This window comes from Actinomycetospora chibensis (genome assembly GCF_028737215.1).
Classification (GTDB): Bacteria; Actinomycetota; Actinomycetes; order Mycobacteriales; family Pseudonocardiaceae; genus Actinomycetospora; species Actinomycetospora chibensis.
Genome location: NZ_JAQZAM010000009.1, coordinates 215,585 through 238,300 on the forward strand (window position 1 = coordinate 215,585; position 22,716 = coordinate 238,300).

General features: G+C 71.9%; 23 protein-coding genes and 1 pseudogene. 8 read left to right on the forward strand and 16 right to left on the reverse strand.

Features of this window, described 5'->3' with window-relative positions; all coding sequences use genetic code 11:
* Positions 1-2 precede the first annotated feature (2 nt).
* The 3 genes from PH189_RS15950 to PH189_RS15960 are packed head-to-tail and all read right to left on the reverse strand — an operon-like array spanning position 3 to position 2,174.
* Complete coding sequence (locus PH189_RS15950; protein ID WP_274189787.1) at positions 3-866, reverse strand: SDR family NAD(P)-dependent oxidoreductase; 864 nt, start codon at positions 864-866, stop codon at positions 3-5.
* Between the two features lie 41 nt (positions 867-907).
* Positions 908-1,360 carry a MaoC family dehydratase gene (locus PH189_RS15955; protein ID WP_274189788.1) on the reverse strand — a complete coding sequence of 151 codons (453 nt, stop codon included), beginning with the start codon at positions 1,358-1,360 and terminating at the stop codon, positions 908-910.
* 22 nt (positions 1,361-1,382) lie between these two features.
* Complete coding sequence (locus PH189_RS15960) at positions 1,383-2,174, reverse strand: enoyl-CoA hydratase/isomerase family protein (protein WP_274189789.1); 792 nt, start codon at positions 2,172-2,174, stop codon at positions 1,383-1,385.
* A gap of 67 nt (positions 2,175-2,241) precedes the next feature.
* Between PH189_RS15960 and PH189_RS15965 the strand changes: the two genes are divergently transcribed.
* The 5 genes from PH189_RS15965 (at position 2,242) to PH189_RS15985 (ending at position 5,895) form a co-directional block, all read left to right on the forward strand.
* Positions 2,242-2,967, forward strand: a complete 726-nt coding sequence (locus PH189_RS15965; RefSeq protein ID WP_274189790.1) for a TetR/AcrR family transcriptional regulator — start codon at positions 2,242-2,244, stop codon at positions 2,965-2,967.
* Between the two features lie 11 nt (positions 2,968-2,978).
* Complete coding sequence (locus PH189_RS15970; protein WP_274189791.1) at positions 2,979-4,274, forward strand: aromatic ring-hydroxylating oxygenase subunit alpha; 1,296 nt, start codon at positions 2,979-2,981, stop codon at positions 4,272-4,274.
* Positions 4,271-4,813: an aromatic-ring-hydroxylating dioxygenase subunit beta gene (locus PH189_RS15975; protein ID WP_274189792.1), complete on the forward strand. Its 543-nt coding sequence runs from the start codon at positions 4,271-4,273 to the stop codon at positions 4,811-4,813. Before PH189_RS15970 ends, PH189_RS15975 begins: the two co-directional genes overlap by 4 nt.
* A 12-nt stretch (positions 4,814-4,825) precedes the next feature.
* Positions 4,826-5,107 (forward strand): hypothetical protein, encoded by a 282-nt coding sequence (locus PH189_RS15980; protein WP_274189793.1) that lies wholly within the window; start codon positions 4,826-4,828, stop codon positions 5,105-5,107.
* Positions 5,108-5,211: 104 nt separating this feature from the next.
* Positions 5,212-5,895, forward strand: coding sequence for a TetR/AcrR family transcriptional regulator (locus PH189_RS15985; protein WP_274189794.1), 684 nt, complete (start codon positions 5,212-5,214; stop codon positions 5,893-5,895).
* On the opposite strand, the gene PH189_RS15990 is transcribed toward PH189_RS15985, so the two are convergent.
* The 5 genes from PH189_RS15990 to PH189_RS16010 all read right to left on the reverse strand — a co-directional run bounded on the left by PH189_RS15990 (position 5,865) and on the right by PH189_RS16010 (position 11,138).
* A complete protein-coding gene (locus tag PH189_RS15990; RefSeq protein WP_274189795.1) occupies positions 5,865-7,412 on the reverse strand; it encodes an acyl-CoA synthetase in 1,548 nt (515 codons plus the stop codon). The two genes, PH189_RS15985 and PH189_RS15990, sit on opposite strands and share 31 nt — an antisense overlap.
* Before the next feature lie 105 nt (positions 7,413-7,517).
* The gene (locus PH189_RS15995) at positions 7,518-8,327 is read right to left on the reverse strand and encodes an enoyl-CoA hydratase/isomerase family protein (RefSeq protein ID WP_274189796.1); all 810 of its coding nucleotides are present in this window, start codon (positions 8,325-8,327) and stop codon (positions 7,518-7,520) included.
* Between the two features lie 44 nt (positions 8,328-8,371).
* Positions 8,372-9,637: an NAD(P)/FAD-dependent oxidoreductase gene (locus tag PH189_RS16000; protein ID WP_274189797.1), complete on the reverse strand. Its 1,266-nt coding sequence runs from the start codon at positions 9,635-9,637 to the stop codon at positions 8,372-8,374.
* 4 nt (positions 9,638-9,641) lie between these two features.
* Positions 9,642-9,836, reverse strand: a complete 195-nt coding sequence (locus PH189_RS16005) for a ferredoxin (RefSeq protein WP_274189798.1) — start codon at positions 9,834-9,836, stop codon at positions 9,642-9,644.
* Positions 9,837-9,866: 30 nt separating this feature from the next.
* Positions 9,867-11,138, reverse strand: coding sequence for a cytochrome P450 (locus tag PH189_RS16010; protein ID WP_274189799.1), 1,272 nt, complete (start codon positions 11,136-11,138; stop codon positions 9,867-9,869).
* A gap of 161 nt (positions 11,139-11,299) precedes the next feature.
* Between PH189_RS16010 and PH189_RS16015 the strand changes: the two genes are divergently transcribed.
* The 3 genes from PH189_RS16015 to PH189_RS16025 all read left to right on the forward strand — a co-directional run bounded on the left by PH189_RS16015 (position 11,300) and on the right by PH189_RS16025 (position 13,674).
* Positions 11,300-12,094, forward strand: coding sequence for an SDR family NAD(P)-dependent oxidoreductase (locus tag PH189_RS16015; protein ID WP_274189800.1), 795 nt, complete (start codon positions 11,300-11,302; stop codon positions 12,092-12,094).
* A gap of 93 nt (positions 12,095-12,187) precedes the next feature.
* Entirely contained in the window at positions 12,188-12,979 is a 792-nt protein-coding gene (locus PH189_RS16020; RefSeq protein WP_274189801.1) for a coniferyl-alcohol dehydrogenase, read from the forward strand.
* Positions 12,980-13,032: 53 nt separating this feature from the next.
* On the forward strand, positions 13,033-13,674 hold the full coding sequence (locus tag PH189_RS16025) for a TetR/AcrR family transcriptional regulator (RefSeq protein WP_274189802.1): 642 nt from the start codon (positions 13,033-13,035) through the stop codon (positions 13,672-13,674).
* Positions 13,675-13,690: 16 nt separating this feature from the next.
* Here the strand turns inward: PH189_RS16025 and PH189_RS16030 are convergent, their stop codons facing one another.
* The 8 genes and pseudogenes from PH189_RS16030 to PH189_RS16065 all read right to left on the reverse strand — a co-directional run bounded on the left by PH189_RS16030 (position 13,691) and on the right by PH189_RS16065 (position 22,709).
* Positions 13,691-14,533 (reverse strand): alpha/beta fold hydrolase, encoded by an 843-nt coding sequence (locus tag PH189_RS16030; RefSeq protein ID WP_274189803.1) that lies wholly within the window; start codon positions 14,531-14,533, stop codon positions 13,691-13,693.
* Positions 14,533-15,942 carry an aldehyde dehydrogenase family protein gene (locus tag PH189_RS16035; RefSeq protein ID WP_274189804.1) on the reverse strand — a complete coding sequence of 470 codons (1,410 nt, stop codon included), beginning with the start codon at positions 15,940-15,942 and terminating at the stop codon, positions 14,533-14,535. The genes PH189_RS16030 and PH189_RS16035 overlap by 1 nt, the downstream gene beginning before the upstream one ends.
* Positions 15,943-15,977: 35 nt before the next feature.
* Entirely contained in the window at positions 15,978-16,646 is a 669-nt protein-coding gene (locus tag PH189_RS16040; protein WP_337994160.1) for a TetR/AcrR family transcriptional regulator, read from the reverse strand.
* Entirely contained in the window at positions 16,633-17,307 is a 675-nt protein-coding gene (locus tag PH189_RS16045; protein ID WP_274189805.1) for a TetR/AcrR family transcriptional regulator, read from the reverse strand. The genes PH189_RS16040 and PH189_RS16045 overlap by 14 nt, the downstream gene beginning before the upstream one ends.
* A 50-nt stretch (positions 17,308-17,357) precedes the next feature.
* Entirely contained in the window at positions 17,358-17,735 is a 378-nt protein-coding gene (locus PH189_RS16050; protein WP_274189806.1) for an SDR family oxidoreductase, read from the reverse strand.
* Positions 17,736-17,817: 82 nt separating this feature from the next.
* Positions 17,818-18,186, reverse strand: a pseudogene (locus PH189_RS16055) (SDR family NAD(P)-dependent oxidoreductase); the annotation flags it as partial.
* Between the two features lie 90 nt (positions 18,187-18,276).
* Complete coding sequence (locus tag PH189_RS16060) at positions 18,277-20,031, reverse strand: phytoene desaturase family protein (protein ID WP_274189807.1); 1,755 nt, start codon at positions 20,029-20,031, stop codon at positions 18,277-18,279.
* Entirely contained in the window at positions 20,028-22,709 is a 2,682-nt protein-coding gene (locus PH189_RS16065) for a PEP/pyruvate-binding domain-containing protein (RefSeq protein ID WP_274189808.1), read from the reverse strand. Before PH189_RS16065 ends, PH189_RS16060 begins: the two co-directional genes overlap by 4 nt.
* Positions 22,710-22,716: the final 7 nt, after the last annotated feature.

Sequence of the window (22,716 nt, forward strand, 5' to 3'; positions counted from 1 at the left end):
CGTCAGCCCACCGGGTTGACGCCCGGCACGGCACCGGACAGGTCGGTGATCTCGGACCAGCGGTCCGTGACCTGCTGGAGGGTGGGCACCTCGGCGAACGTGACACCCTTCGTCATGAACTGCTTGACCTGGTGCACCTGGCCGCCGCCGACGACGACGACCGACCCCGAGTCGGTGCACTCGTCGGAGAGCAGGTGGCCGACGACCGGCGCGACCTGGGCGGGGCTGAGCTTCTCGAGCACCTCCGGCGGCGCGACGTCGGCCGTCATCCGCGTGGCGGCCATCGGCGCGATCGCGTTGGCCAGGATCCCGTACTTCGTGCCCTCGATGGCCAGCGTGTGGATCAACCCGATCATCCCGCCCTTCGCGGCGCCGTAGTTGGACTGCCCGAAGTTCCCGTAGATGCCCGAGGTCGAGCCGGCGACGACGACACGCCCGTGGCGCTGCTCGCGGAAGTGCGGCCAGGCGGCCCGCACCACGTGGTAGGTGCCGTAGAGGTGGACCTTGAGCACCGCATCCCACGCCTCGGCGGTCATCTTGTGGAAGGCGCCGTCGCGCAGGATGCCCGCGTTGGCCACGACGCCGTCGACCCGGCCGTAGGCGTCGAGGGCGGCCTGCACCACCGCGGCGCCGCCGGCCTCGTCGGCGACGCTGTCGTACGACGGCACCGCCTCGCCGCCCGCCGCCCGGATCTCGTCGACCACCGCGTCCGCCGCGGTGGTGGCGGAGCCGCTGCCGTCCCGGGCGCCGCCGAGGTCGTTGACCACGACCTTCGCTCCGGACCCCGCCAACAGCAGCGCGTACTCCCGGCCCAGTCCACCTCCGGCGCCCGTCACGACGACGACGCGGCCCTCGACTCCCGACACGACGATCTCCCTCCTCGATGACTGGTGAACGGCGTCTTCCTCTACAGGAAGAAGCGGCCGATGCTCTCGACGACACAGGCCGGCTTGGCCGAGCCCTCGATCTCGATCGTCGTCGCGAAGACGACCTGGACGGCCCCGTCCAACGGCGTGACCTCTTTCAGGATCGAGACGCCGCGGACCTTCGACCCCACGAGGACAGGGGCGGGCATCCGGACCTTGTTGAGCCCGTAGTTCACCGCCATCCGGACGCCCTCGACGGTGTAGAGCGAGTTCAGTAGCTCGGGGAGCATCGTCAGCGTCAGGAAGCCGTGCGCGATGGTGGCGCCGAAGGGACCCTCGGCCGCCCGGGCGGGGTCGACGTGGATCCACTGGTGGTCGTTGGTCGCGTCGGCGAACCGGTCGATCCGGTCCTGGTCGACCTCGATCCAGTCGGTGGGCCCGAGCTCCTCGCCCACCGAGGCGAGGAGGTCGTCGGTACCGGTGAACGTGCGCATCTGGTCCTCCCGGGTCGGGCTGTCAGGAACGGGGGCGGGCGCGGAACGCCTCGATGCCGGTGGCGGCGCCGTCGCTCCCGAGGTGGTCGATGACGCCGTCGCGCTCCGCCGCGAGTCCCTCGGAGAGCGGGCGCTCGAGGTGGTCGAGCACGAGCCGCTTGGTGCGGGCGACGGCCCGCGGGTCCTTCTCGGCGAGGCCGGCCACGACGCGCTCGACGGTCGCGTCGAACTCGTCGGCGGGGGCCGCCCGGTAGGCCAGTCCCCACGCGACGGCGTCGGCCCCGGAGAGCCGGTCGCCGGTGAGGATGTGCGCGAGGGCGCGCTGCCGGCCGACGAGCCTCGGCAGGCGCTGGCTGGAGCCGCCGCCGGGCACCTGGCCGAAGTTGAGGTGGTTGTCGGCGATCGTGGCGTCGTCGCGGACCACGACGACGTCGCAGGACTGCATGAGCTCGAACCCGCCCGCCAGTGCGTAGCCCTCGACGGCGGCGACCACCGGTACCGGCAGCTCGGCGATGACGGAGCAGGCCGCGCCGAAGTTCTCGAACAGCGGGCGCAGGGCCTCCGGGCCGTCGGCCCGCAGTCGTTGGACCTCCTCGAAATCCCCGCCGGCCGAGAAGTGACCGCCGACGCCACGGATGACGATCACTCGGGTGACCTCGGCGAGGGCGACGAGGTGGTCGTGCAGCGCCCGCCCGAGGGCGACCGTGACGGCGTTGCGCGCCTGCGGGCGGTTGAGGCGGATCCGGCCGACGGCCCCGTCCACCTCGGCAAGGACGGGCTCCTCGTCGGAAACCGCACCGTGCTCCGTCGTCATTTAACGGAGGTTAGAAGATGGCCGCGACACGGTCAACGCAGGGTGTGTCGGCCGCTACGCTGCGGACGTGGCGTCGGTGACCAGGAGGAGCCAGGGCGCGCGGCCGCAGCGCCGCGAGGAGAACCTTCGCCGCCTGCTGCGCGCCGTCGAGGAGCTCCTCGCGGAGGGCACCAGCTTCACCGAGCTCTCCGTCGAACGCCTCGCCACCCGGGCGGGGGTCTCGCGCTCCACCTTCTACGTGCACTTCGCCGACAAGGGCTCCCTGCTGCGCGAGCTCACCGCCGACCTCGTCGAACGCCTCCTCGCCGCCGGTCGCGGCTGGTGGGGGCGCGACGCCCCCCGCTCGCACGCGGACATGCGCGAGCGGGCGGCCGTGATCGTCGAGACCTACCGTCCGCACGCCGAGCTGATGCGCGCCTTCACCGAGACCTCCGGGCACGACCCCGCGGTGCGCGAGGCGTTCCGGGAGCTCACGGGCCGTTACGTCGAGGAGCTCACCGACCACATCGAGCGCGGCCAGCGCGCCGGCACGGTGCGCCGGGACCTCCCCGCTCGCGGCACCGCCGAGATGCTCACGTGGATGGCCGAGCGCGGCCTGGACCAGATGCTGCGCGGCGCGGACGACGAGGCCGCAGGGCGCACCGTCGACGCGTTCACGGCCATCGTCTGGAACGCGCTCTACCGGGACGCCAGGGACGACCGACTCTCTGGACATACTGTCCAGACAGTGTGTCTTGACTCTGGATTCGAAACGCGGGACGGTAGCGGCGACAGTCCTGGGCCGTCGGAGTAGGGAGGCCGGTCATGACCGCTGTCGGTGAAGCCCCGGAGCGGGCGCCCGGGGAGCGGGTTCGGAGCCTCGTGCGACCGGACCGTGTTCACGGGTCGCTGTACACGGATCCGACGATCTTCGCGCAGGAGCTCGAGCACATCTGGTACACGACGTGGGTCTACGTCGGCCACGTCTCGGAGATCCCGCAGCCCAAGGACTACGTCCGCAAGAGCATCGGGCCGCAGCAGGTGATCATGACGCGCGACCGGGAGGGCGAGGTCCACCTCGTCCTCAACCGCTGCGCGCACCGCGGGAACCTCGTCTGCGAGGCACCGAGCGGCAACTCGGGCTCGTTCCGCTGCCCCTACCACGGGTGGACCTTCAGCAACACCGGCGAACTCCTCGGCGCCCCCTTCAACAAGGGCTACGGCGGCAAGGAGGGGCTGAAGGAGCTCGGGAACCTCGCCCGCGTACCGCGGGTGGCCATCCACCGGGGTTTCGTGTTCGGCAGTCTCGCGGAGGACGGCCCGAGCCTCGCCGAGCACCTCGGTCCGGCCGCCGACCGCCTCGACCAGCTCGCCCGACTCTCCCCCGAGGGCGAGGTCGAGCTCACCGCGGGCTTCGTGCAGCACGAGGTGAACGCCAACTGGAAGATGCTCGTCGAGAACGAGACCGACGGCTACCACCCCCAGTTCGTGCATTCGTCGATCTTCTCGATCTCCGGCAGCAGCATCGGCGACCTTTACAGCGACAAGTCCACCGCCGTCACCCGCGCCCTCGGCGGCGGCCACTCGGAGAACGACCTCAGCCCCGAGTTCCGGCGTCTCGGAGTGCCGATGGGCTGGGCGGGCACGCTCGAGTCGAAGATCCCCGACTACGTCGCGAGCATGCGCGAGACCTACGGCCCGCAGACCGGCGACGAGATCATGATCAATGGCTCGCCCCACATCATGATCTTCCCGAACCTGTTCGTCGCGGAGATCCAGCTCTTCCAGATCCAGCCACTCGCGGTCGACCGCACGATCCAGCACGTCACCGCGATCCAGTTCAAGGGCGCCCCCGACCTCAACCGCCGCCTCGTCACGCAGTGCGTGGGGTCGGTCGGGCCCGCGGGCATGCTGCTCGCCGACGACGCGGAGATGTACGAGCGCAACCAGCGCGGCGTCGCGCAGCTCCAGCCGGAGTGGCTCGACCTGCGCCGGGGCCTGCACCGCGAGAGCACCGACGACGACGGCTTCACCATCGGCACCGCCACCGACGAGATCTCGATGCGCTCCATGTGGAAGCACTACCTCACGCTGATGGCCCCCCAGGGAGGTGCGGCATGACCGCCGCTGCGCAGTCGGTCATCGACGGGACCCCCGCCCCCGTCGGGGAGAAGCCCGGCGCCGTGGACGGCCCGATCGGCCACCTCGAGGTCGAGCAGTTCCTCTACCGCGAGGCACGCCTCGCCGACACCCACGAGCTCGACGCGTGGGAGGCGCTCTGGACCGACGACGCGGTGTACCACGTGCCCGTCGACGACTCCTGGGACCCGCGAACCCACATGTCGATCATCTTCGACAACCGGGGCCGCATCGCGACGCGCATCAAGCAGCTGCACACCGGCCGGCGACACGCCCAGCGTCCACCGTCGCGCCTGGTGCGGATCGTGTCCAACATCGAGATCGTGGGCACCGAGGGGACCGACACCGTGGTGTCGTCCGTGGTCCAGGTGATCGAGTCCCGCGAGCGCGACACGCGGACGTGGGCCGGGCGCGTGACCCACAAGTTGCGCCGTGTCGACGGCGGGCTGGCCATGGCGTACAAGAAGGTCGTGCTGGTCGACTCCGACCGCCCGCTCCTGTCGCTGTCGTTCCTCATCTGAAGGAGGGGAACCGTGTTCGAGGTGCCCGGGTCCGGAGAGTCGCCCGGCGTCGTGTCCAGTGAGTTCGCCGCCGTCTCGGTGTCGATCGACCACGACGGCAACAGCGCCCGGCTGCGCCTCGAGGACCTGCGCTCGGGGGCGGTCCGGTTCGTCGACGCCCTGGAGCTGGAGTCGATCGTCTGGGCACCCGAGGGGTGGTTCCGACGCCTGATGGACCCGTCCCTGCACCGGTGGCGCGACGCCGACGCGGGGCCCGGCATCGAGGCCGTCGGCCCGGAGCGACCGGGCCGCTGACCGGCTGTGACGGGGTCCGGGCGTGATCGATCGGACAAAGTCGACCGGCCGACCGTGATCGTCGACGTGCCCTCCGGGGCGTGACCGGCACGTACGATGCCCCCATGGCACGTCAGCGCTCCGGCCGGGGGGAGGCCTCCGGCACCGGTACGAAGTCCGCCCGCACCCGGGCCCGGATTCTCGACGCCGCGGCCCAGGTGCTCGACCAGAACGGCTACGCCGGCACCCGGCTCGCCGACATCGCCGACCTCGCCGCCGTCCAGGCGCCCGCGCTCTACTACTACTTCCCCTCGCGCGACGACCTCGTCGAGCACGTCGTGGTCGCCGGCCAACAGGTGACGATCGACCATGTCACGGCCCGCCTCGAGGCGCTGCCCGCCGACACCCCGCCGATGACCCGCATCGCGGAGGCGGTGGGAGCGCACCTCGAGGTGGTGCTCGCGCATTCCCACTATGCCTCGGCCACGACGCGCAACGCCGACCAGCTCCCCGAGCACATCCGGGAGCACCTGGTGACCGGCCTGCAGACCTACATCGGGATCTGGCGGGGGCTGATCGACGCCGCAGCCGAGGCCGGCGAGCTCGCGCCGGACCTCGACCCCGGCGCCGCCCGCATGCTCGTGATGGGCGCGCTCAACTGGGCCTCGCAGTGGTTCGACCCCGCGAGCGGGCCGCTGGAGCCCCTCGTCGCCACCACGCAGCGGTTCGTGCTGCACGGCCTCGCCGGAGGCGGCCCCCGCCGCGCCCGCGGGGGCGGTCAGACGCCCGCGCTGGTCGACGCCAGGTAGTCGTCGCGGATCTGCCGCTTGAGCAGTTTGCCCGTCTCGGTCCGGGGCAGGGAGTCCACGAACTCCACGCCGCGCGGCGCCTTGTAGTGGGCGATCCGCTCGCGGACGAACTCGATGATCTCCTTCTCGAGCTCGAGTCCCGGGGTCGCGTCGGCCGCGGCCTTGACGAACGCGCGCACCTGCTCCCCCATCTCCTCATCGGGGACCCCGACGACCGCGACGTCGTCGATCGACGTGTGCAGCGCGAGGACGCTCTCGATCTCGGCGGGGTAGATGTTCACGCCGCCCGAGATGATCGTGAAGGACTTGCGGTCGGTGAGGAACAGGAAGCCGTCCTCGTCGACGCGCCCCATGTCGCCCACGGTCGTCCAGTTCTCGTGCTGCGGGTGCTGCGCCTCCCGGGTCTTCTCCGGGTCGTTGTGGTAGACGAACGGCAGCCGCTCGCGCTCGAAGTAGACGGTGCCGACCTCGTCGACGCCCAGCTCCGCACCCTCGTCGTCGCAGATACGTAGCGTGCCGAGCACGGCCTTCCCGACCGATCCGGGCTTCTGCTCCCACTGCTTGCTGTCGATCATGGTCATGCCGTGGGCCTCGGTGCCCGCGTAGTACTCGACGAGGATCGGGCCCCACCAGTCGATCATCTTCTGCTTGACCTCGACGGGACACGGCGCCGCGGCGTGCACGGCGACCCGCAACGAGGAGACGTCGTAGGCGGTGCGCACCGACTGGTCGAGCTTCAGCATCCGCACGAACATGGTGGGGACGAACTGGCCATGGGTCACGCCGTTCTCGGCGATCGCGCGCAGGGCGCCCTCGGCGTCGAACTTCCGCATGATCACCACCGTGCCGCCGTGGGCCTGCACGCCGGCGGCCCAGCGCAGCGGGGCGGCGTGGTACATCGGCGCCGGCGAGAGGTACACCGTGTCCTCGGTGACCCCGAAGGCCCGGATGAGACCGACCAGGGCGTCGGGCGCCTCGGTGATCGAGCCCTCGGCGAGGGGCGGGCGGATGCCCTTGGGCAGCCCCGTGGTGCCCGACGAGTACAGCATCGGCGCCCCGGCGGGCTCGGACTCCAACGGCTCCGCCGAGGCGTTCGCCAGCGCCGTCTCGTAGTCGTCGTGACCCTCGACCGCGCCGTGGTAGGCCAGCCGCAGGACCACGTCGGGGGTCCGCTCGCGCACGGCCGCGGCGATCTCCGCCTTGTCGGCCGACACGACGAGGGCCCGCGCCCCCGAGTCCGCGGCGATGTAGGCGACCTCGTCGACCGCGAGGTGGTGGTTGATCGCCGTGACGTAGAAGCCGGAGCGCGCGCCGGCCCAGTAGACCTCCAGGGCCTCCAGCGCGTTCACCGACAGCAGGGCGACGGTGTCGCCGCGCTCGAGCCCGGCGTCGCGCAGCACGTGGGCGAGGCGCGTGGATCGCTCGTCGAGCGCGGCGTAGGTCAGCTCCTCGCCGGTCTCGACCAGGCGGGCGGCGACCTTGTCCGGATTGCGCTCGGCGTGCGTCCGTGGATACATCGGTGTCCTCCCGGGCGGGCTATTTTTTCTATCGTAGATTAGAACAGGCGGCCGCGGCAGGAGCAAGGACGGGACGAAGCGGACACGGCCCGGCTCGGTCGGCCCTCAGCGGCCGGTGAAGATGGGCGTGCGGCGCCCGATGACGGCGTCCAGACCCTCGCGGGCGTCGGCGGTGCCCGAGAGCTCGGAGACGGTGCGGGCCTCCTCCGGCAGCTGCGCCTCGACCCGGGACCCGAGCCCCGACCACATGAGCCGCTTCGTCGCCGCCAGAGCCCGCGGGGCACCGGCCGCGAGCTGGGCGGCGAGCTCGTCGGTGGCCTTCGTCAGCTCGTCGTCGGGCACCACGCGAGTGAGGATCCCCAGCTCGAGGGCCTCGACTGCAGACAGGACCGGGTTCGTCAGGGAGATCTCGAGGGCTTTGCGCAGGCCCACGAGCTGCGGCAGCGTCACCGTGGTGCCGGCGTCCGGCGCCATCCCCACGCGTGTCGCGCCCCCGAGGAACTTCGCGGACTCGGCCGCCACCACGAGGTCCGCCGCGCAGACGAGCCCGAACCCGCCTCCGCCGGCCGCGAAGCCGTGCACCGATGCGACGACCGGCGCCGGCAGGTTGAGCAGGCCCTGGACCGCGACCTGCAGCCACGAGGTCGCCTCGCGCAGGTAGTCCGGCAGCGCCTCGCCCTTCGAGGCGAAGGTCTTGACGTCGCCGCCGGCGCAGAAGTTGGACCCCTCACCGCTGAGCACCAGTACGCGCAGGCGCGGCTCGCCGTAGCAGAGCATCACCGCGTCGTAGAGGGCTCGCAGCAGCGGCACGTCCATCCCGTTGGACGCCTCGGGGCGGTTCAGCCGTAGCCGGGCCACCCCGTCGCCGTCGAGGTCCAGCAGGACCGGACCCTCGCTGACCAACTGCTCGCCCACGCGGACGCCTCCTTCGTCGTCGTTCCCGGCGCCGCGAGGTGCTCTCACCCCGCGGCGGCGTGCTCACCCTCGCGCGCCCGCTCCGCCTTGTCCTGCGCGGCGGCCTCCCGCTGCGCGGCGAACTTGAGCGCGTCGTCCCAGGTGATGTTCTTCTTGATCTGCGCGCGGTACTTCATCACCTCGGCCTGACGGTTCACCGCCAGCACGCCGACGAGGTGGTCACAACGGCGGTAGAGAGCGACGAACCGCCCGTCCTCGGGGCGGCCCGACACGACCCGGACCTCGTCACCGCGGGGGATGCCGACGAACTGGATGCGGGAGTCGTACCAGTCCGACCAGAAGTACGGCACCGTCGCGTAAGGCTTGGCGGACGCCGGGTCCAGCGCGTTGCGGGCGGCCACGGCGCCCTGCTCGGCGGCGCTCGTCCAGTGCTCGAGGCGCATGAGGTCGCCGTCGAACTGCGCGTTGCGCCACCGGGCGATGTCCCCGGCCGCGTAGATCCCGGGCGGGCCTGCGGCGAGGTACTCGTCGCAGACGACGCCGTCGTCGAGCTCGAGGCCCGAGCCCTCCAGCCAGTCCGTGGTCGGCGCCGCGCCCGCCCCGACGACGACGAGGTCGGCGGGCAGGCGGGTGCCGTCCTCGAGGACGACCGCCTCGACCGACCCGTTGCCCTCGATGGCCGAGACCGTCACACCGCAGCGCAGGTCCATGCCGTTCCGGTGGTGCAGCTGCGAGACCGCGGCGCCCATCTCCTCACCGACCGCGCGCCCCAGCGGGGTCGGTAGCGCCTCGAGGACGGTGACCTCGAGGCCGCGCTTGTGGGCCCCGGAGGCCACCTCGGACCCGATGAACCCGGCGCCGATCACGACCGTCCGGGCCCCGGCGTCCAGGGCGGCCCGGATCGCCTGCGCGTCGTCGAGGGTGCGCAGGGTGTGCACGCCGTCGAGGTCCGGGGAGCCGGGCAGGCTCTTCGCCCGGGCACCGGTGGCCAGCACCAGGGCGTCGTAGCCGATCCGGCGATCCGCGACGTGCACCTCCCGTGCCGCGGTGTCCAGGCCGCTCGCGGGCTCGCCGAGCACCAGCTCGACGCCCAGCTCCTGCGCGAGATGCGACTCCTCGCGGAACCGCGGGTGCTCCGGGTCCTCGTCACCAGCCTCGAGGAACGCCTTCGACAGGGGCGGCCGGTCGTAGGGCAGGTGCCGTTCCGCGCCGATGAGCGTGACGGGTCCGTCGTGGCCGTCCTTGCGGACGGCCTCCACGGCGCGGAGGCCGGCGAGCGAGGCCCCGACCACGACGAGGTGTGATGCCACGGCCCTACTCCTTCAGCGACAGGGCTTCTGTGGGGCAGCCGGCGACGGCCTCACGGACGTCGTCCAGCGCGTCGGGCCCGGCCTCCTCCTCCAGAAGGGTGAGATTGCCGTCGTCGGAGACCTCGAAGAACTCCGGGGCGAGGGACTCGCAGATCCCGAGGCCGGTGCACTTGTCGTAGTCCACCTTGATGCAGGCCATGGTGTTCTCCCTCCGGGGATCGGTGGGCGCTCAGCCCAGGTTGAGGCGGCAGGGCATCGACTTGATCGCCTGCATGAAGTTGCCCGCGAGGTACACCGGCTCGTCGGCCTCGATGTCGGGCGCGCGGGTGAGCAGCTCGTGGAAGATCGCGCGGAGCTGGGCCTTGGCCAGCTGGTTGCCCATGCAGTAGTGCGGGCCTCCGCCACCGAACCCGATGTGCGGGTTCGGGGTACGGGAGAGGTCGAAGCGGCCGGGCTCGTCGAAGACCTCGGTGTCGGCGTTGCCCGAGGCGTAGAACAGCACCACCCAGTCGCCCTCGCGGATGCGCTGACCCTGCAGCTCCGTGTCGCGGGTGGCGGTGCGCCGGAACGTCATGACCGGCGTCGCCCAGCGCACGAACTCGTCGATCGCGGTGCCGATCCGGGCGTCGTAGTCCTCGACGAGGTAGGCGCGCTGGTCGGGGTTCAGCGTCAGCTGGCGCATCGTCGACGAGATCGTGTTGCGGGTGGTGTCGTTGCCGGCGATCGAGAGCAGGCAGAAGAACGCCGCGATCTCCTCGTCGGTGAGCGACTCCCCGTCGACCTCGGCCTGCACGAGGTTGGTCATGAGATCGTCGCGCGGCTCGGCGCGCCGGGCCTCGGCCAGGTCGAGGGCGACGTTGATCAGCTGCATGAGCGACTCGGTGAGCAGCTCGGCCGGCTCCCGGCCGGCGCGGACGTCCTCGTCGGCCCAGCTCACCATGCCGTCGGCGGCGTGGGTCGCGATCTCGCGGGTCTCCTGGTCCTCCACACCGACCATCTCGAAGATCGTCCACTGTGGGAGGCGCCGGGAGACGTGCTCGACGAAGTCGCAGTCCCCGGTCTCGACGAGGTGGTCGACGAGGCGACGGGCCTGGTCCTTGATCTGGTCCTCGATCTTCTTGACCCGCTTGGGAGTGAAGGCCGAGGACACGAGCTTGCGGAGCTTGGTGTGGCGCGGGGCGTCGGTGGCGAGGAAGGAGCTGACCGCCTCGAGGATGTCGAGGGGGACGTCCTCCATCTGGATGCCCTCGCCGGAGCAGAAGGTCTCCGGGTCCTTGCTAACCGCGGCGATGTCGGCGTGTCGGGTGACGGCCCAGAACCCGCCGCCCTCCTGGGGCGGCATCATCGAACCCTCGGCCGGCGGGTGCCAGCTCACCGGCCGCTCGCGCCGGAGGACGGCGTAGTCCTCCTCGCGCTCGGCCGGGGACTTCGCCCAGAAGGACAGCGGCGAGAGCGACACCGGGTCGTAGGACGGCCGGGCGTGCTCCGTGGTCAGCGACATCGCCACCCCCGAGGGTTAGAATTTAACACAGATTAATCGGTAGCCCGAGGACACCACGGCCTCCACGAGCTGTCAAGCGCGCCGCGCGGTGACCAGTCGGTCGCAGCGCGTCATGCTTTAATACAGATTAGAAGAACGACGGTGCCGACGGAAGGGGCCGCATGGACCTCGAACTCCACGACGCCCGCGTCATCGTGACCGGTGGGGCGTCGAACATCGGAAGGGGCATCGTGCACGGGTTCGCCCGGGAGGGTGCCCGCATCGTCCTGGCCGACCTCGATCGCGAGCAGGCCGAGCGGGTCCGCGCCGAGGCGAAGGAGCTGGGCGCGGGCGAAGTGCGGGTGCTCGACCTCGACCTCTCGGTCGACGGCGCCGGCGGCCGCGTGGCCCGAGAGGCACTCGACGCCTGGGGCGGGATCGACGCCCTCGTCAACAACGCCGGCTGGAGCGTGCCGGGCTTCCTCACCGAGCAGACCGATCGGACGCTCTGGCAGCGCACCATCGAGGTCAACCTGTTCACCGCGATCGACTGCACCCAGGCCGTCCTGGGAGCCATGGGCGAGGCGGGGCGGGGCTCGATCGTGTTCATCTCCAGCGACGCCGCATTCGGCGCAATCCGCCAGGGCATCTACGGCACCACCAAGGCCGGTCTCATCGCGCTCGCCCGGACCACCGCGCGCGAGCAGGGCCGGCGCGGCATCCGGTCCAACGTGGTGTGCCCCGGCCTCGTCCTGCCCGACGACGAGGGTGTCGGGGCGCACAGCCTCTGGTCCGGCGGACGGGACGCAATCTTCGACCCGGACCAGATCGAGTACGTCCGCAAGCAGACGCCGCTGCGACGGCTGACCACCGCCCAGGACGTCGCCGACGCCGTGGTCTGGCTGTCTTCCGAGCGCACCGCCCGCCAGGTAACCGGCCAGGTCGTGGCGGTCGGCGGAGGGTCCTCGATGCCCTGACCGACGGCCCGTGTCCCGATCAAGTCGGGGCGGACCTTGCCGCTCCAAAATTTCTAATCTAGTTTCGGTTCAACTACGAGCCCGGAGGAAACGATGGACGTCGACGGACTTCGCTGCCTCGTCACCGGCGCGGCCTCCGGCATCGGTGATGCGGTGGCCCGCCAGCTCGTCGCCGGCGGCGCCTCGGTCACCAGCCTCGACCGCAACAAGCCCTCGGTCGACGTCGAGCGCCACATCGAGGTCGACCTGGCCGACCCGGCCAGCATCGACGCCGCGGTGGCCGACGCCGGTGACCGCTGGGACGTGCTGGCCAACGTCGCGGGCGTGCCCGGCAACGCGCCCGGCGAGCTGGTGTTCCGGGTGAACTTCCTCGGGTTGCGCCACCTCACCGAGTCGCTGTTCGAGCGGATGACGCCGGGCGGGTCGATCGTCAACGTCGCCTCGATCGCGGGCTTCGGCTGGGCGCACCGTCTCGAGTCGATCCGGGACCTGCTCACCACGGAGACCTTCGACGAGGGCCTCGCGTGGTTCCACGAGCACCTCCCCGAGGGCAACGCCTACAACTTCTCCAAGGAGGCCGTCATCGTCTACACGATGGCGATGGGCGGGGCCGTGCGCGAGATGGCCGACCTGCGCATCAACGCCGTGATGCCCGGACCGGTGGAGACCCCGATCCTCCACGACTTCGAGGAGTCGATGGGTAAGCAGACACTCGACGGTGTGCGGGCGTTCCTCGGACGCCACGCCACCTCGGAGGACGTCGCCCCGGCGATCACGTTCCTCGCCTCCCGGGAGTCGCGGTGGGTCAACGGCGCGACGCTGACGACCGACGGCGGCATCACCGGCGCCGTGCTCGCCGGCCTCGTGCCCCCGCCCGAACTCTGATGGACCACGCGCCACGGACGGCGCCGGCACCTCGCCGACCGTACGATCAATCCATGGCCGCGCCCACGCCCGGCCGCGCGGCGGGCACCTCCGAGGCCCGCCACGGCGCGGGCACCAAGTCCGAGCGCACCCGCGAGCGGATCGTGGACGCCACGGCACGCGCTCTCAACGCGCGGGGATACGCGGGCGCACGCCTCTCCGACATCGCCGAGATCGCGGAGGTCCAGGCCCCCGCCATCTACTACTACTTCTCCTCCCGCGACGAGCTCATCGAGGAGGCGGTGTCGGTCGGCCTCGCGCGCACCATGGAGCTCATGTCGGAGGCGCTTGCGCAGGTCCCCGACGGCACGCCCCCCATGAACCGGATCCGGGTGGCCGTCGCCGCGCACCTCAACACCCTGTTGACGCACTCCGACCACGCCGCCGCGGCGATCCGCACCGTCCCGCAGTTGCCGAAGGAGATGCGTGAGCGTCAGTTCGACGCGCAGCGGGCCTACCTCGCGATCTGGCGCGCGCTCCTCGATGACGCGCGCACGTCGGGCGACCTCGCCCAGGACATCGACGTCCGGGCCGCCCTCATGGTGGTGCTCGGAGCGCTGAACTGGACCGTCGAGTGGTGGGACCCGGAGCGGGGCTCGCTGGAGACCGTCATCACCACCGCGCAGACGCTCATCGAGCACGGCCTCGCGGCCTGATCCCCGACCTCGACTCTCAGACCTCGACCGTTTCGGGCGAAGTCACCCGCGCCTGCGTGACCTGGAGCAGGGAGCGCACGACCAGCTCCGGGTCGTCCCACATCGGCACGTGTCCGCACCTCGGAAGCCGGACGAAGTCCGCCCCAGGCAGCGCCACCTGCATCGGGACGCCGTAGTCGCGCCACGGCAGGATGTGGTCCCGCTCGGACCACGCCACCCGCACAGGGCACGGAAGCTCCGGGAAGGCGGGCAGCCCGTCGCCGGCGCGGGCGCCCGAGAGCAGTTCGTCGATGACGACGCAGCCCGCGAGATCCTCGAAGAAGCCCTCCACGTCCTGCTCGGGGACCCGCTCGCCGTGCTCCATCACCCGGTTCAGCAACACGCGTCGGGCACCCGGGTGGGCCGCGAGGCGTCGGAGGCCCCTGGGGCGCCCGAGCACCAGGCCCAGCCGGAACGTCCAGATCAGGCGCCGCAGGTCGAACGGACGCCGCCAGGCACCCGCCGGGGAGAAGGCCGTGCAGGTCTCCGCGCGCCCGCGGCGCGCGAGCTCGAGCGCGACCCAACCGCCGAGCGAGTTGCCGGCGACGTGCGCGGTGGCGATCCCGGCCTCGTCCAGCTGCGCGCCGACGGCGTCGACGATCGCCTCGACACGCACCGGTGTCCCGTCGACCCAGGGGACCCCGCCACGGTGGCCCGTCATGGTCGGAGCGAAGACCTCGTGATGACGCTCCAGTTCGTCGAGCACCGGGCGCCAGGCCCGCCACGACATGCTCGCACCGTGCAGCAGGACCAGCGGCGGGCCGCTGCCGCCGCGGTAGGACGGCTCGACGTCCTCCCCCACGACGACATGACCCGCCACTACATCACCCGCCGCAGGAGGCGCTTCGTGCGCTCGGTGTAGGGCGGGTACATGAGCCCCGGATCGGGTTTCGCCGGCTTGCTCAGCACCGCCTTGCGGTGGCTGAACGCCTGGAAGCCCCATTCGCCGTGATAGGCGCCCATCCCGCTCGTGCCGACACCGCCGAACGGCAGCTGGGGCACCAGGCAGTGCATCATCGCGTGGTTGATCACCGCGCCGCCCGAGGGCACCTCGGTGATCACCCGTTCCTTGGCCGCCCGGGACGAGGTGAACAGGTAGGCCGCGAGCGGCTTGCCGCCCCCGTTGACCCGCTCGATCGCGTCATCGAGCGAAGGCACGGCCGACACGGGGAGCAGCGGACCGAAGATCTCCTCGGTCATCAGCGGGGAGTCCGGCCGAGGGTCGAGGATCACCGTCGGCTCGATGGTCAACGCTTCCCGATCCGTCGCCCCGCCGACGACGACCGTTCCGTCGTGGTCGTCGAGCAGGCGCGCCAGACGGTCGAACTGACGCTCGTTGACGATGCGCAACCCTGCCGGCTCGCCGGTCCGGAACTGCGCAAGGGCCGCGGTGATGCGCTCGACGAGTGCCTCGCGCACCGAGGCCTCGACCAGGACGTGGTCGGGCGCGATGCAGGTCTGGCCCGAGTTCATCAGCTTGGTCCAGGCGATCCGGCGCGCGGCGACGTCGAGGTCGGCGTCGGCGGTGACGATCGCCGGGCACTTGCCGCCGAGCTCGAGAACCACCGGCGTGAGGTGGCGGGCGGCCCCTTCCATGACCTTCCTCCCGATTTCCGGGCCCCCGGTGAAGAATGCGAGGTCGAGGCCCTGGGCCAGGAGCTCCTGGGTGGTGTCGGCCTCGCCCTCCAGGACGGCGACGGCCTCCGTGTCGACGTAGCGCGGGATCAGGTCTGCCAGCAGGGCGGAGACGGCCGGCGCGTGCTCGGAGGGCTTGACCACCGCGGTGTCGCCCGCCGCCAGAGCCCCGATGAGCGGTCCGAGGGTGAGGTAGACGGGGTAGTTCCACGGCCCGATGACGAGCACGGTCCCGAGCGGCTCGTAGCGGTAGTGGGCCGAGCCGGGTAGCACCGCGGGCGGCAGGCCGACCCGGCGGCGGCGCGTCCAGCGACGCAGGTGCTTGCGCGCGTACGCCGCCTCGCCGCGCGTACTGGTGATCTCCCCGAGCCAGGTGTCGTGGGCCGAGCGGCCCAGGTCGGCGGCCATCGCGCGGGCGATCTCGGGCTCCCGCTCGGTCACGAGTCGCTCGATGCCGGCGAGCTGCACGCGGCGCCAGGCCACATCCCTCGTGCGACCGGAGGCGAACGTGGCCCGCAACCGACCGACCGCGCGCTCGACCTCGTGCCGGGTCGCGGGGCGGGTGGCGGCCGGGAGTGCTGCCAGCGAGGTCATCGCGACACCCTTCGTCGGTGACGGGACAGGAATTCTTAATCCAGATTAGAGGATGTGCTCGGACCTCGTCCACGAAGCCGCCGGTGAGCCACGCCGTACAGCACCATCGCCAGCGCCTCCTCCTCGACCGACACCGGCGGGGGCCGGTGTGTGGCATCGGCGAACACCAGGTCGTCGAGGACCGCCACGCCCAGCAGAAGTGCGAGCACCCCGGGAGCCGTGAGCTCCTCGTCGGTGCCCGGCAGGGGGTGTCCTTCCCGGTCGGTCAGTACGCACTCCCGCACCACCGCGAGCAGTCGATCGGTCGTGGCGCGCAGCGACTCGGTCACGCCTTCGCCGCCCGGCTCGAAGGCGTCCACGGTCATGAGCACGAGCACCACATCGCGGTGGGCGCGCAGGAACCGGACGAGATCGAGCAGGACCTCGTGTGCGCGGTCCTCCACGGCGCCGGAGGGCGGGCAGGCCCAGCGCTGCGCGAACTCCTCCACGGTCAGCCGGAACCGTCCGGTCACCGTCCGGTCGAAGAGTGCGGCCTTGGAGCCGAAGTGCCGGTACAGGAGGGTCTCGGAGACCCCGGCCTCGTCGGCGATCATCCGGGTCGTGGTCTGCGCGAAGCCTCGCGCGGCGAAGGTCGCCGCCGCGGCCTCGAGGAGCAGCCGCTGGATCTCCTCGGTCGGTCTCCGCCCCGGGTCACGCGGGGCGATGGAGCACCCCGTGCATCATCAGGATGACCAGTTCGTCGACGACCGCGTCGTCCGACGGCCCGGCCTGACCGGCGGGCACCAGCCAGTCCCGGAAGATCGTCGTGCTGACCACCGTCGCCACGATGGTCCGCGCGGCGACCGGGGGGTTGAACCCGGTGAAGTCCTCGCTCACGGCGTAGCGCAACAGGATGCGCTCGAGCTCGTCGAAGAGCCGGCGCAGCGGGTGCTCGTGCCCCCGCATCAGCGGCTGCACCTCGCCGGTGAAGGTCTGCGCACCGGTGAACGCCACCATCGCCCCGCGACGCTCGCTCAGCACCGAGTGCAGCGTGTCCACGAGCGCGCGGGCAGGGACAGCCGCCCCGCCCGGAGCGACGGCCCGGTCCGACCACTCCTCGAGGAACCCCTCGAGCGCCGAGGTCAATGGCTGGTAGATCGCCTCCCGGAAGAGGTTGGCCTTGCCGCCGAAGTGGCGGAAGAGGAGGACCTCCGCCACCCCTGCACGCTCGGCGATGCTCTTGGTGCTGGTCCGGGAGTAGCCGTGCGCCGAAAACAGCTCCTCGGCGGCCGCCAGGAGGAGCCCCCGAATCTCGTCCGGTGTCCGCCGCGCCGGGCGACCGTCTCCGAGAGCGGCCTCCGTGGACCCTCGGGCGCCGTCAATCATCGGACCACCCTAAGGGCGGCCCTCGGCTCTCGTGGGTGTTTCGGCGCTCGCTAGAGCCGTGCCCCGGCGTCGATCACCATGGTCGTGCCGGTGACGTGGCGGCCGCTGTCGGCGACGAGATGGAGCACGGCCTCGGTGACGTCGGCCGGCTCGATCAGCGCGACGGGCAGGCGGTTCAGCGTCCGCGCGGCCTCCTCGAAGTCCTCGCGGGCGGGCTCGTCGAGGTCCGGCCGGAAGGTGCGATAGGTCGCGTCGTTGAGCGCCATCGGCGTCGCCGTCGTGGTCGGGTGCACCGTGTTGACCCGCACCCCGTGCGGCGCCCACTCCGCAGCCATCACGCGCACCATCGCCACCAGGCCCGCCTTCGCCGCGCTGTAGTGGGCGATCCCGGGCTGCGCGTGCATCGCGGCGAGAGAGCTGATGACCACGACGCTGCCGCCGCGGCCGCCCCGCCAGGACGTGCGGGACCGCGGCCCGCAGTGTCCGCCAGGCGCCGGTCAGGTTGATGTCGATCATCTCGGCCCACGTCCGCTCGTCCATCTCGAGCGTGGGTGCCGGGCTCATGATCCCGGCGTTGGCGACCACGACGTCCAGGCGGCCGAACGCCGCCGTGCCGCGCTCGACGAGGGCCTCCAGTTCCGCGGTGTCGCGGACGTCGGCCTGGTCGGCGACCACGCGCCGCCCGGTCGCCTCGACCAGCCGTGCCGTCTCGGCCAGGTCGTCCGCGGTGGCCGTCGGGTAGGGCACCGTCTCCACCGGGCGCGCGGTGTCGCCGAGGACGAGGTCGGCGCCCTCGCGCGCCATCGCCGCCGCATGGCTGCGCCCCATCCCGCGGGCCGCTCCCGTCACGAGTGCGACCTTGCCGTCGAGCCGTCCCATGTCCCTCCTTCGTCCCTGGCGGGTGGACCGGGGCCGGCACCGCCGGGCCCTCCGCGGGGGGAGGAGGACCCGGCGGCGCCGCGAGCGGGATCAGGTGCGCTGGCCGGCGCGCGCCCCGCTCCGTCCGGTGCCGTTCGACGTCGGTGCCTCGAGCCGGTCGGCGATGCCGTTCTCCTGTTCCCGGCGCGCGGTGAGCGCGTGCCCACGACCGCCCCGGTCCTCGGCCTTGAACAGCTTGATCATCGTGTGCGCGGCGTTCTGCCCCGGCATCCCGCTGATGCCCGCGACCGGGTGCGTCCCCGATCCCGTGAGGAACAGGCCCGGCACGGGCGTCCGGTACCCCGCGAAGCCCGGGGCGGGCTTGCGCGGGCCGAACCGGGTGATCGTCGGGTCGACGTGGTAGACGCTGCCGTCGATCGCCCAGAACCGGTCCTCGAGGTCGGGCTGGGCGAGCTCGCGCCGGGCGACCTCGAGGTTCTCGATGCCCTCGTAGTAGTGCTGGGCGTCGCGGATGACCTTGTCGGTGATCTCCTTGCGCGCCTTGTCCCAGCCGTCGCGCGGGATACTGGGCGTGAGACCGCTCCAGTACCAGAAGAGGTCCTTGCCCTCCGGGGCGAAGCGGTCGAAGGCCGTCGGGACGGTCGCGAGACCCGGGATGTGCTCCGGAATCTCCCCCCGGACGCAGGCGCGCGCCGCGGCGAGCACCTCCTCGTAGGGGTGGAAGCAGTTGCAGGCCAGCCGCAGGTCGATGCCCCCGATTCCCTGTCTGTCGCGCCACTTCTCGTGCTTCGTCATCCGGATCTGCCCGGAGAGCGCGACGTTGAGCTTGTAGTCGGTGATCCCGCGCTTCTTGGTCGGGATGTGGTTGACGGCGTTCTGCAGCCGGCGCGGCAGGACGCCCTTCGGCAGGAGCCGGTCCAGGGTCGTGCGCGGGCTGCAGGCCGTCAGGACCCCGCGGCGGGCGGTGATCTCCTGTCCACCGCGGACACAGACGCCCGTCACGCGGCCCTGCTCGACGACGAGCTCCTCGACCGGCGTGTCGGTGACGACGCGCCCGCCGTGATCGGCGATGCAGGCCGCGAGGGCCTTGGGAAACGACCCGGTGCCGCCGTGGAACATCGAGACGCCGTACTTGGACAGGACGCCGAGGTAGATCAGCGACCAGCCCGAGAGGTCGGCGTCGAACGGCATGAACGGCAGCGACGTGAGCAGCGGCGCCTTGATCATGTCGTGCTCGAAGTACTCCTCGATGGCCTCGGCCTGCGAGTTGGCCATCCAGCGCCCGACGTTGACGAGCTCCTTCCGGTTCTTCGCCGCGCCCGCGACCGACTTCATGATCGCTTTGATCGACGGGCGGGTGACGCTCGTCTGCATCACCGGCAGGCCGATCTCCACCGCGGCGTCGATCACGCGGTAGAGCTCGAGGAGGCGGTCGGCGTCCCGGCGGTTGAAGTGGCGCAGCTCGTCGGCGGTGCGCCGGGGGTCGCGCCAGAGCCCGAGCGACGAGCCGTCCGCGGCGAGCTGGAAGTGCGCCGGGTCGATGACGGTCTGCTTCAGCCCGTACCTGCGTCCGAGCCCGAGGTCCTCGTCGATGTTGGTCGTCCGGAACAGGGACGCCTGGATCGACGCTTCGTTGATGGTGTAGCCGGGAGCCTCGGGAAGCATCTCGTTGGTCGCCGTCATCCCGCCGTACGTCGGCGAGGCCTCGACCACCACGGTGTCGAGGCCGGCTCGCGCGAGGTAGGCCGCGGCGACCATGCCGTTGTGGCCGGACCCGACCACGACGACGTCCGCGCTCCGGGGGAGCTCGTCGTCCGTGGTCATCGGCTGGTCGATGAAGCTCATCGCTGCACCCTTCGATCGGTCGGTCGTGCGGCCTTCTCAGGAGTCGGGGGGTCCTCGGGCGCGGACGCCCGCTCGAGGATCGTGACGGTGCCCGCCCCACCGTCGACACGGACCCGGTCGCCGGTGCGCAGGGCCCGGGTCCCGGTGCGGGTGCTCACGACGCAGGGCAGTCCGAGCTCGCGGGCCACGACGGCGGCGTGACTCAGGGCGCCGCCGATGTCGACGACGAGGCCCGCGGACACGAACATGATCGACGACCAGCTCGGGTCCGTCGTCGGCGCCACGAGGATCTCGTCGGGAAGCACGTCGGCGAAGTCCGGGCTCGTCACGACCCGGGCGACACCCTCGACGACGCCGTTGCTGACCCCGACCCCCGTGATGACGTCACCGACGGCGGCGTCCTCACCCGCGTCGTCGAGCAGGTCGGGCTGGCCGGCCCAGTGGTTGGGGATGCGCAGCGCCTGGTGCTGGGCGCGGCGACGACGGCGACGGGCGACGAGGTCGGCGATGTCCTCCCCCACCCCGGCGGCGAGCTCCTCCGCGGTCAGGAGGAAGACGTCGTCGACCTCGGCCAGCACCCCGGCGTGGACCAGGTGCTGCCCGATCCGGCGCGCCGCGGCGCGGGCCACGTCGATGCTCTGCAGGTAGGCGCGCTTGCCCACCCCGCGCAGCGGGATGCGGCGGGCGGCCAGCGCGAGGAGGGCCCGGACGGCGAGCCTGCGGTGGGCAGGCACGGCCGCCTGGAGCTCGCGGGTCATCGCCTCGGCCTGCCGCCGTCGCACCTGCTCGCGCGCCGCGGGACTCGCGTCGTCGTCGCGGCGGGCGTACTCGTCGACCAGGCGGCGCAGCGGCGCGTCGTCCTCGCGCCAGACGCGTCCGGAGAGCTCGCCCTCGAGCGGGCCGTGGAAGCCGTGGCGGGCGACGACCTCGTCGACGTCGATCTCCCCGCGGGACGCGCGCCACATGTCACCGACGACCGCCATCTCGGCGCCGCCGGAGCCCGAGAGGACGGCGACGTCGCCCACCCCGGTGCTGTCCACGAGGCGGGTGAGGGCGTCGTAGACCGGTTGCACGACGCCCATGAGGCCGAGCGTGTGCAGCGACAGCGTCGCGAAGAAGCGGTCGGAGGCCTCGGAGAGCAGGTCGGTGGCGCCCTGGAGCCCGAGGCTGCCCGCCCGTCGGGTCGACGCCCGCCACCACGCGTCGGTCTCGTCGGCGAGCCGGTGCACCTGGTGCGGGCCCGTGACCGACAGGACCGCGAGCCGTGCGGCGATCGCGGGGTAGCGCGCCCGGGTCTTCGTGTAGTCGATGTCCGCGGGCGCCTGACCGAAGATTCCGCGGACCACCTCGTCGCCGGAGGTGCCGGGCATCCGGTTGCCCGTGCCGGCGACGAAGTCGACCTGCAGGGCGAGCCGACCGTGGAAGATGCGCAGAATGCGCTCGGAGGGGTCGTCGGGCTCGGCACGCTCGTCGGCGCGCAACGCACCGAGCCGATAGAAGGCCTCGCGGCACGCACGCTCGCCGACGGTGCGCCACAGCGACCAGCACAGCGGGGTGAGGACGCCGGGAGCGGCCTCGCCGAGGTTGTCGACCGACCAGTGCAGCGAGGGCGCGCTGCGGCTGTGCAACGGATCCCAGTCGTCCTCGGGGCTGATCGGCTCGTCGCCAGTGTCCGAGGAGGTCGCCGGACCGCCGCGCTCCCGCTGGCTCCACACCGTCTCCGGTCGGGCCTGCAGGACGAGCACGGTGCCGGCGGCGACCGGGTCGGAGTCGTCCGCGACCGCCCACTCGACGTCCATCGGTGCCCCGAAGCCGGCCTCGATCCGGCGACCGAGGTCCGCGAGCTCGCGGACCTCGCGCTCCTGCAGGGCCGGGAGCTCCTGCTCGTCCTCGGGGACCTCGACGAGCCGGCCCGACGCCGAGCCGTCGTCGAAGCGGTGTGCGTGCTCCTTGCGCCCGATCGCGGTGCGCCGCGCGTCGAGCGTCTCCTTGTCGATCCAGTGCCGGTCGGTGCCGACGTCGCCGCGGACCACGCCCTCGCCGACGCCGTAGGTGGCCTCGAGGTAGATCTGGCCCTGGTCGCCGGTCACGGGCTCGAGGGTCATGAGCACGCCTGCGCAGCGCGCGGGGACCATGCGCTGCACGACGACCCCCATGCCGAGGTCCTCGAGGGGAACGCCGAAGTGCGCGCGGTACGCGATCGCCTGGGGGGTGAACAGACTCGCCCAGCAGCGCACGACGTGGCGCGCGACCTCGTCGCGGCCCCGGATCCACAGGTACGTCTCCTGCTGGCCGGCATAGGAGGCGTCCGCCGTGTCCTCCGCCGTGGCGCTCGAGCGCACCGCCACGGTGACCGGCTCGTCCGCCCCGAGGGCGTCGTAGGAGGCGAGCACCTCCTGCGCGACGTCCTCGGGCATCGGGAGGTCCTCGAATAGCGAGGTCGCCCGCCGGGAGACCTCCCGGGTGTCACGCTCCCCCTCCGCCGCGGCCAGCAGGTCGCGCAGGGGGCCCTGGAGATCGTTCGCGTCGACGAACCGGTGGTAGGCCTCGGTGGTGACCGCGAACCCACCCGGCACCGGCAGGTCGAGGCGCAGCAGCTCGCCGAGCCCCATGGCCTTGCCGCCCACGCGGTCAGCGACGTCGCGGCCGCAATGGGTCAGGCTGAGCGTGAACGACACCCGACGA